Raw genomic sequence first — 8,090 nt, 5'->3', positions numbered from 1 at the left:
TCGGAAACGGATGTGGTCATGTTTCACGTGAAACATGACCACATCCGTTTCCGATCTGCTGCCGATCAGGCCTTGAGCGGCCTCAGCTCTGCGCGGCCCACCACTTCTTGAGCTTCTCGACCGCGACGTCATGCCCCATCGGCCCGTGCTCCAGCCGCAGCTCCAGCAGGAACGCGTAGGCCTTGCCGATCACCGGCCCGGGACCCACGCCCAGCGTCTTCATGATCTCGTTGCCGTCCAGGTCGGGCCGGACGGCATCCAGCTCCTCCTGCTCCCGCAGCTGCGCAATGCGCTCCTCGAGTCCGTCATAGGTCCGCGAGAGGGCAGCGGCCTTGCGCTTGTTCCGCGTGGTGCAGTCCGAGCGGGTCAGCTTGTGCAGCCGCTCCAGCAGCGGGCCCGCATCACGCACATAGCGGCGCACCGCGGAGTCGGTCCACTCGCCGTCGCCGTAACCATGGAAACGCAGGTGAAGCTCCACGAGCTTCGAGACGTCCTTGACCGTGTCGTTGGAGTACTTGAGCGCGGTCAGCCGCTTCTTGGTCATCTTGGCGCCCACCACCTCGTGGTGATGGAACGAGACGCGCCCGTCCTTTTCGAAGCGCCGCGTCCTCGGCTTGCCGATGTCATGGAGCAGAGCGGCAAGACGCAGAACCAGATCAGGCCCGTCCTCCTCCAGGTCGATCGCCTGCTCCAGGACGGTCAGCGAGTGCTCGTAGACATCCTTGTGCCGGTGATGCTCGTCACTTTCCAGACGCAGAGCGGGGAGCTCGGGCAGTACCTGCTGTGCCAGACCCGTGTCGACAAGCAGCGCCAGACCCTTGCGAGGGTTGGCGGAGAGCAGCAGTTTGTTGAGCTCCTCCCTGACCCGCTCGGCGGAGACGATCTCGAGACGCCCGGCCATTTCCGTCATCGCCGTGACCACGTCGGGGGCGACGTCGAAGTCCAGCTGCGCGGCGAAGCGAGCAGCACGGAGCATGCGCAGCGGATCGTCGGAGAAGGATTCCTCAGGCGTTCCGGGGGTGCGCAGCACGCGGCGGGCCAGGTCCTCAAGACCGCCATAAGGGTCGACGAAGTCCTTCCGCGGCAGCGCGACGGCCATGGCATTGACCGTGAAGTCACGACGGACGAGGTCTTCCTCGATGGAGTCGCCATAGGACACCTCGGGCTTGCGTGAGGTCCTGTCGTACGCTTCCGACCTGTATGTGGTGACTTCGATCTGGTAGCCGTCCTTCTGGGCGCCCACGGTGCCGAAGGCGATCCCGACCTCCCACACCGAGTCGGCCCACGGCCGGACGATCTTCAGTACGGCCTCGGGGCGGGCGTCCGTCGTGAAGTCCAGGTCGTTCCCGAGCCTGCCGAGAAGCGCGTCCCGGACCGAGCCACCGACCAGAGCGAGACTGAATCCGGCATCCTGGAAACGGCGGGCGAGATCGTCGGCGACCGGTGACACCCGCAGCAGTTCGCTGACTGCGCGGTGCTGCACCTGGGTCAGGGCACGGGAGCTGTCTTCATTGGCGTTCGACACAACAGAAAAGGGTACGTGCCCGGACCGGCCCGGTCGTCCTGGTTTCGTCCCGCCCTGCGAGACTCTTCCGATCATGTAACGGACTCCCCAGCGCTTCGCACCCACGCACATCGTTACCATGCGGGGACGCAGCAACCGACAACCATCGACACCAGCTGACAACGACGAGGGACGGGTAGGCGCGTGGCCGAGGCGGCAGACATTCAGGGGATCAATCCCTCTCCTGCCCGCCGGTGGCTGCGGCGCACAGCCGCCACGATCATCGGGGCACCGCTCGTCGCCATGCTGCTGGCCGGACCGGCCGCGTCCGCCGCCCAGGCCGGCGGGACCGCCAAGGCCCCCACCGGCTCCGAGACGGTCGATGTGTCCCTGGACACTCTCGCTCCGAGCGCACCGGTGAAGGGGGACACCCTGACCGTCTCCGGCACCGTGACCAACAGGGGCAGGGAGACGATCACGCAGGCGGAGGTCGACCTGCGAGTGGGTCCGAGGCTCGACGGCAGGATGTCGATCGACACCGCGGCCAAGCGCACCGGCTACGTCCCCGGCAGCGACCCCGCACCGCTCGGCGGCAAGTACACGGTGAAGTTCGCGAAGCTCTCTTCCGGAATCAGCCAGGACTTCACGTTGTCCGTGCCGGTCGACAAGCTCGGGCTCGGCGACGACGGCGTCTACCAGCTCGGTGTCTCGCTGTCGGGGCAGACCTCCCGGGCCCGGTACGACCACGTGCTGGGGATCCAGCGCACCTTCCTGCCCTGGCAGCAGGAGGAGCGTGACTCCAGGACGAAGGTCACCTATCTCTGGCCGCTCATCGCGTCGCCCCACGTCACCGCCGAAACCGGCTCCGACGATCAGCAGACACCCGTGTTCGCGGATGACGACCTGGCCGCCGAACTCGCGCCGGGCGGGCGCCTCGAACAGCTGGTCTCACTGGGCAGCCAGCTGCCTGTGACGTGGATCATCGACCCGGATCTGCTGGCCAGCGTCGACGCGATGGCGCGGAACTACCGCGTGAAGTCCGGCGACACCACCGTCGCCGGGAAGAACCAGGCCGTCGCCAAGGAGTGGCTCACCTCGCTGGAAGCCGCGGTGTCGGACGGCAAGGTCGTCGCGCTGCCGTTCGCCGACCCCGACCTGGCTTCCCTCGCGCACCGCGGCAAGAACGTGTCGGGCACCCTCAGCCACCTGCAGACCGCCACGGATGTGGCCGGGACAACGGTGCAGACCATCCTGCATGTGAAGCCGTCGACCGACTTCGCCTGGCCCGTCGACGGGGCGGTGGATCCGTCGATCGTCGACGTCGCCACCTCAGCCGGCGCGCACAACGTAATCGCCCGCAGCGACAGCCTCCAGGAGACCGGCAGTCTGCCGTACACGCCGACCTCTGCCCGTCCCATCGGCGGCGGCACCACCGCCGTGGTCGCCGATGCCCGGCTCTCCACGGCCTTCCAGGGCGATATGTCGAAGGCGGGAAAGTCCACCCTCGCCGTACAGAAGTTCCTCGCGCAGACCCTCGCCCTGACCGAGCAGGACACGGACGAGGAACGGAGCATCGTCGTCGCGCCGCAGCGGATGCCGACGGTTGCCCAGGCCCAGTCGATGGCCGCCGCTCTGCACTCCCTCGACGACGAACGCTGGACCCAGCCCCTCGGGCTCGTCGACGCGGCCGAGGCGAAGCCCGACGCTGAAGCGACGACCAGTGTCCCCGGCTCCTCTAAGTACCCGAAGCGGCTGCGCAGCCAGGAGCTGCCCACCCAGGCGTTCCAGGACATCAAGTCCACCCAGGCCTCGCTCAACAACTTCCAGGTCATCCTCGCCCGGCCGGAGCGGGTGGTGACCCCCTTCGGCAACGCGGTCAACCGGTCCATGTCGACGTCCTGGCGTGGCAGGCCGCTGGAGGCCCAGCAGTACCGGGACTCGGTACGCACCTATCTGCAGGGCCTGATCAACGAGGTCCAGCTCATCTCGAAGTCGGATGTCACCCTGTCCGGCCGCAGCGCCACGATCCCGGTGACCGTGCAGAACAGGCTGTTGCAGGGCGTGGACCACCTGGTCCTCCGGCTGAAGTCGGAAAACGCGACCCGGCTCAAGCTGAACGACGGCGGGGCCGTGGCGGAGCAGCCGATCCGGATCGCCGGCGGGCACAGCCAGTCCGTGAAGTTCGACGCCGCGGCCAACATCAATGGCCAGGTGCAGATGACCGCACAGCTCTACACCGAGGACGGCACACCGTACGGCGGAGAGATGACCTTCACCGTGAAGGTCTCCGAGCTCACCCCGACCGTGCTGCTGGTGATCGCCGGCGGGCTGCTGCTTCTGGTCCTCGCAGGCATCAGGATGTACACCCAGCGCAAGCGGGCCAACGCCGACGGTGCGGCCGGCGGCGACGACAGCGATCCCGAGCAGCCGAGTGACCCGACGCCGGACACCGGTCCGGAAAGCGGGGCACCGTCTGGCCCGGGTGAGAAAGTGGAACGTTGAGCGATGTCTGTCGTGGCCGGTCGGCCGGGGACGATGAGGTGGGGTTTCGATGAACGCGCCGTACGACGGTGACCGCGGTCAGGGTGCGGGCGGAGCCGGGTCTTCCGGTGGGCCCCCGGTCCCTCCCGCACCGGACCAGGTTCCGCCGACGCCCGATCCGTACCTGCAGTCCGCGTACGCCTACGACCCCTACCGGGCCCAGGACCTGTCCGTCCAGGATCCGGTGGCCGAGGCGCTGTACGACCGCGCCGCGCACCCACCGCCGCCCCCCGGTACCTACCAGCAGCCCCAGCCGCTCTACCAGCAGCCCGCAGCCCAGTACCCGCCCGACCCGCGTATCTGGGCACAGACCCCACCCCCCGAGCCCGACGGACCGTCGCGGCACCTCCCGTACGGCGACGACCCGGCGACCACGCAGTTCGTCGGGGTCGACGATCTCGTCAGCCAGGCATCCCACGATCGTGAACAGCCGGACGCCTTCGCCCACCTGTTCCGGGACCAGGAAGGCCCGGCAGGACCCTCTGTCCCGGCCGAGCCCGAGCCTGCCCCGACCCCGGCGCCCGCACCGCCCAAGTCCGGGAGCCGCGCATCCGGCCTGCTGAAATCCAGCGCGGTCATGGCGGCCGGCACGCTCGTGTCCCGGCTCACCGGGTTCGTCCGCAGCCTCGTGATCACCGCCGCGCTCGGTGCGGCACTCCTCGGCGACAGCTTCACCATCGCCTACACCCTGCCGACGATGATCTACATCCTCACCGTCGGCGGCGGACTGAACTCGGTCTTCGTTCCCCAGCTCGTCCGCTCCATGAAGGACGACGAGGACGGCGGCGAGGCCTACGCCAACCGGCTGCTGACCCTGGTGATGGTCGCGCTCGGTGTGATCGTCGCGATCGCGGTCTTCGCCGCTCCGTGGCTGATCCACATGATGTCGCCGACGATCGCCAGGGACACGGCCGCCAACAGCGTCGCCGTGACGTTCGCCCGGTACTGCCTGCCGACCATCTTCTTCATGGGCGTACACGTCGTGATGGGACAGATCCTCAACGCCCGCGGCCGGTTCGGCGCGATGATGTGGACCCCGGTCCTCAACAACATCGTCATGATCTTCACGTTCGGCATGTTCATCTGGGTCTACGGCACCTCTGCCGAATCCCAGATGGGGGTGCAGACGATCCCGCCGGAGGGCGTCCGGCTCCTGGGGATCGGAACGCTGCTCGGCCTGGTCGTCCAGGCCTTGGCCATGGTCCCGTATCTGCGCGAGGCCGGCTTCCGCTTCCGGCCGCGCTTCGACTGGAAGGGGCACGGGCTCGGCAAGACGGTCAAGCTGGCCAAGTGGACCGTCCTGTTCGTGCTGGCCAACCAGGCAGGCGTGATCGTCGTCACCCAGCTCGCGACATCGGCGGGCAAGCTGTCCGGCAAGGACGGCACCGGCTTCCTCGCGTACTCCAACGCCCAGCTCATCTGGGGCATGCCGCAGGCCATCATCACCGTGTCGGTCATGGCGGCCCTGTTGCCCCGCATCTCCCGCGCCGCCCACGACGACGACCCGGGCGCCGTCCGCGACGACATCTCCCAGGGCCTGCGGAACTCGGCCGTGGCGATCGTGCCGGTGGCCTTCATGTTCCTCGCCCTCGGCCTGCCGATGTGCACCCTGCTGTATGCCTCCGCGGGCACCGAAGCGGCCCGGTCCATGGGCTTCATCCTCATGGCGTTCGGTCTCGGCCTGATCCCGTACTCCGTGCAGTACGTGGTGCTGCGAGGCTTCTACGCCTACGAGGACACCCGGACGCCCTTCTACAACACAGTCATCGTCGCCGCGGTCAACGCGGCCGCCTCGGCCGTCTGCTACGTGATCCTGCCGGCCCAGTGGGCCGTGGTCGGCATGGCTGCCTCGTACGGACTCGCCTACGCCGTCGGCGTGGGCATCGCCTGGCGACGGCTACGCAACCGGCTGGGCGGCGATCTCGACGGCGCCCACGTCGTCCGCACCTACGCCCGCCTGTGCCTGGCCGCCATCCCGGCAGCGGCGCTCGGCGGCGGCGTCGGCTTCGCTGTTCTCATGGGCCTCGGCGAAAGCGCCTTCGGTTCACTCGTCGCGCTGATCTGCGGCGGGGCCGTTCTGCTGGGCGTCTTCTTCGTCGCCGCCAAGCGGATGCGGATCGAAGAGATCAACGGCATGGTCGGCATGGTTCGAGGGCGGCTCGGGCGCTGAGAATCGCAGCCGCACAACCATCACCGCCCCCTGCGTGTCGTGCATAGCGCCGGAGTGTGGGCACAATTGGCATGACTGTGCAGGGCTGGCTGGCATCGCGCAACGGATGGGGAGGCAGGAACGACGGTGGCGGAACGTAGCACGGCTGCCGTCGACGTGGCCGACAACAGCGGTGATGAACCGCTGGCCGCCAAGGCGGACGAGGCCACGACCGACGGGACGGCGAAAGCTCAGGACACAACGGGCAACGAGCCTCAGGACACGGACGGTGAGCGCATCAGCTCCGAGGCCACTCTGCCGACCCCTGATCTGCACAGCGGGCACAAACTGGCCAGACGTTACCGGCTCGAAGAGTGCGTCACCCGTCTGGACGGGTTCAGCAGCTGGCGCGCTGTCGATGAGAAGCTGCGCCGCGCGGTCGGCGTCCATCTGCTGCCCGCCGACCACCCCCGAGCCCGGTCGGTGCTGGCCGCGGCCCGCTCCTCCGCGCTGCTCGGCGACCCGCGCTTCGTGCAGGTGCTCGACGCGGTCGAGGAGAACGACCTCGTCTACGTCGTCCACGAATGGCTCCCCGACGCCACCGAGCTCACCTCGCTGCTGGCCGCGGGACCGATGGACGCGCATGACGCGTACCAGCTCGTCAGCCAGATCTCCCAGGCCATGGCAGCCGCGCACCGGGAGGGTCTCGCGCATCTGAGGCTGACCCCGGGCGCGGTGCTGCGCAGCTCGACCGGGCAGTACCGGATCCGCGGCCTCGCGGTGAACGCCGCACTGCGGGGTATCACCGCCGACGGCCCGCAGCGCGCGGACACCGAGGCGATCGGCGCCCTGCTCTACGCCGCACTGACCCAGCGCTGGCCGTACGAAACCGATGCCTACGGTCTGTCCGGCCTGCCCAAGGGAGTGGGGCTGATCGCCCCGGACCAGGTACGTGCCGGTGTTCACCGCGGTCTTTCCGAGCTCGCCATGCGCGCACTCGCCAATGACGGCGCCACTGCCTCCCGGCAGGAGCAGCCGTGCACCACCCCGGACGAGCTGGCCAAGGCCGTCGCCTCGATGCCCCGCATCCGCCCACCGGAGCCCACCTTCACGGCGCCCCCGGAGTACCAGCGCACGACCTACCAGCAGGGCACCTACGGGCGCCCGCCCACCAGCCCCGGCGTCACTACTCAGCCGGTGATCGCCGTGCCCCCGGCCCCGCTCCAGAGCCGCACCGGCAAAGTCCTCAAGTGGGCGGTGTCCGCGCTGCTCATCGCCGCGCTGGGCCTCGGCAGCTGGCAGCTCGCCGAGACGCTCCTCGACCGCGGCAAGGACTCGGGGAACGACGACACCACGCAGACGACCCCGGAGAACGACGACAAAAAGCCTCCGGCCCCGCTCAAGCCGCTGCGGATAGCCGGTGCGACGGAGTTCATGCCCAGCGGCTCAGGGATAAAGCAGAAGGACGCGCCGAACACCATCGACGGCAATGCGAGTACCGCCTGGATCACCCTCCGCTACCGGGGCTACGCGAATTTCGGCAACCTCGCGCCCCGTAGGGATGGCAGCGGCATAGTCGTCGACCTGGGCAGTGTCCAGGAGGTCAAGGGCATCAAGGTCGAGATGTTCCGCAGCGGGCAGAAGGCCGAAGTGCTCGCGGCCGATGCGAACGCATCAGCCCCGTCGTCCCTCTCGGACTTCCCTCAGCACCTCACCAAGCTCGCGACGGTGGGGAGCGATCTGAAGGAGTCCCTCGCCAAGCCCGTACGGACCCGCTACGTGCTGATTCACATCACGGAGCTGCCGTCTGACGGGACGTCCGACGGCTTCCGCGGCGGAATCTCGGAGATCTCGGTACTCGGCTGACACGAAAGGCCGGTGGGAGCCCGCTCCCAC

4 protein-coding genes are annotated in these 8,090 nt (G+C 68.5%); 3 read left to right on the top strand and 1 reads right to left on the bottom strand.

What is annotated here, in order from left to right:
- Positions 1-82: 82 nt before the first annotated feature.
- On the bottom strand, positions 83-1,525 hold the full coding sequence (locus tag ACFU8Q_RS36270) for a CCA tRNA nucleotidyltransferase (protein WP_384462824.1): 1,443 nt from the start codon (positions 1,523-1,525) through the stop codon (positions 83-85).
- 183 nt (positions 1,526-1,708) lie between these two features.
- On the opposite strand from ACFU8Q_RS36270, the gene ACFU8Q_RS36265 reads away from it, so the two are divergent.
- The 3 genes from ACFU8Q_RS36265 (at position 1,709) to ACFU8Q_RS36255 (ending at position 8,060) form a co-directional block, all read left to right on the top strand.
- Positions 1,709-4,006: a DUF6049 family protein gene (locus ACFU8Q_RS36265; protein WP_384462821.1), complete on the top strand. Its 2,298-nt coding sequence runs from the start codon at positions 1,709-1,711 to the stop codon at positions 4,004-4,006.
- A gap of 49 nt (positions 4,007-4,055) precedes the next feature.
- A complete protein-coding gene (murJ, locus tag ACFU8Q_RS36260) occupies positions 4,056-6,215 on the top strand; it encodes a murein biosynthesis integral membrane protein MurJ (RefSeq protein ID WP_384462818.1) in 2,160 nt (719 codons plus the stop codon).
- 126 nt (positions 6,216-6,341) lie between these two features.
- Positions 6,342-8,060 carry a protein kinase family protein gene (locus ACFU8Q_RS36255; protein WP_384462815.1) on the top strand — a complete coding sequence of 573 codons (1,719 nt, stop codon included), beginning with the start codon at positions 6,342-6,344 and terminating at the stop codon, positions 8,058-8,060.
- Positions 8,061-8,090 lie beyond the last annotated feature (30 nt).

The organism is Streptomyces sp. NPDC057543 (assembly GCF_042801895.1).
In the GTDB taxonomy this organism is placed as follows: Bacteria; Actinomycetota; Actinomycetes; order Streptomycetales; family Streptomycetaceae; genus Streptomyces.
This window is presented reverse-complemented; position numbering and strand designations above follow the sequence as displayed.

Bases quoted from the DNA above. Each gene is read 5' to 3' on its own strand.
- murJ (WP_384462818.1), top strand. From the start codon at position 4,056: ATGAACGCGCCGTACGACGGTGACCGCGGTCAGGGTGCGGGCGGAGCC.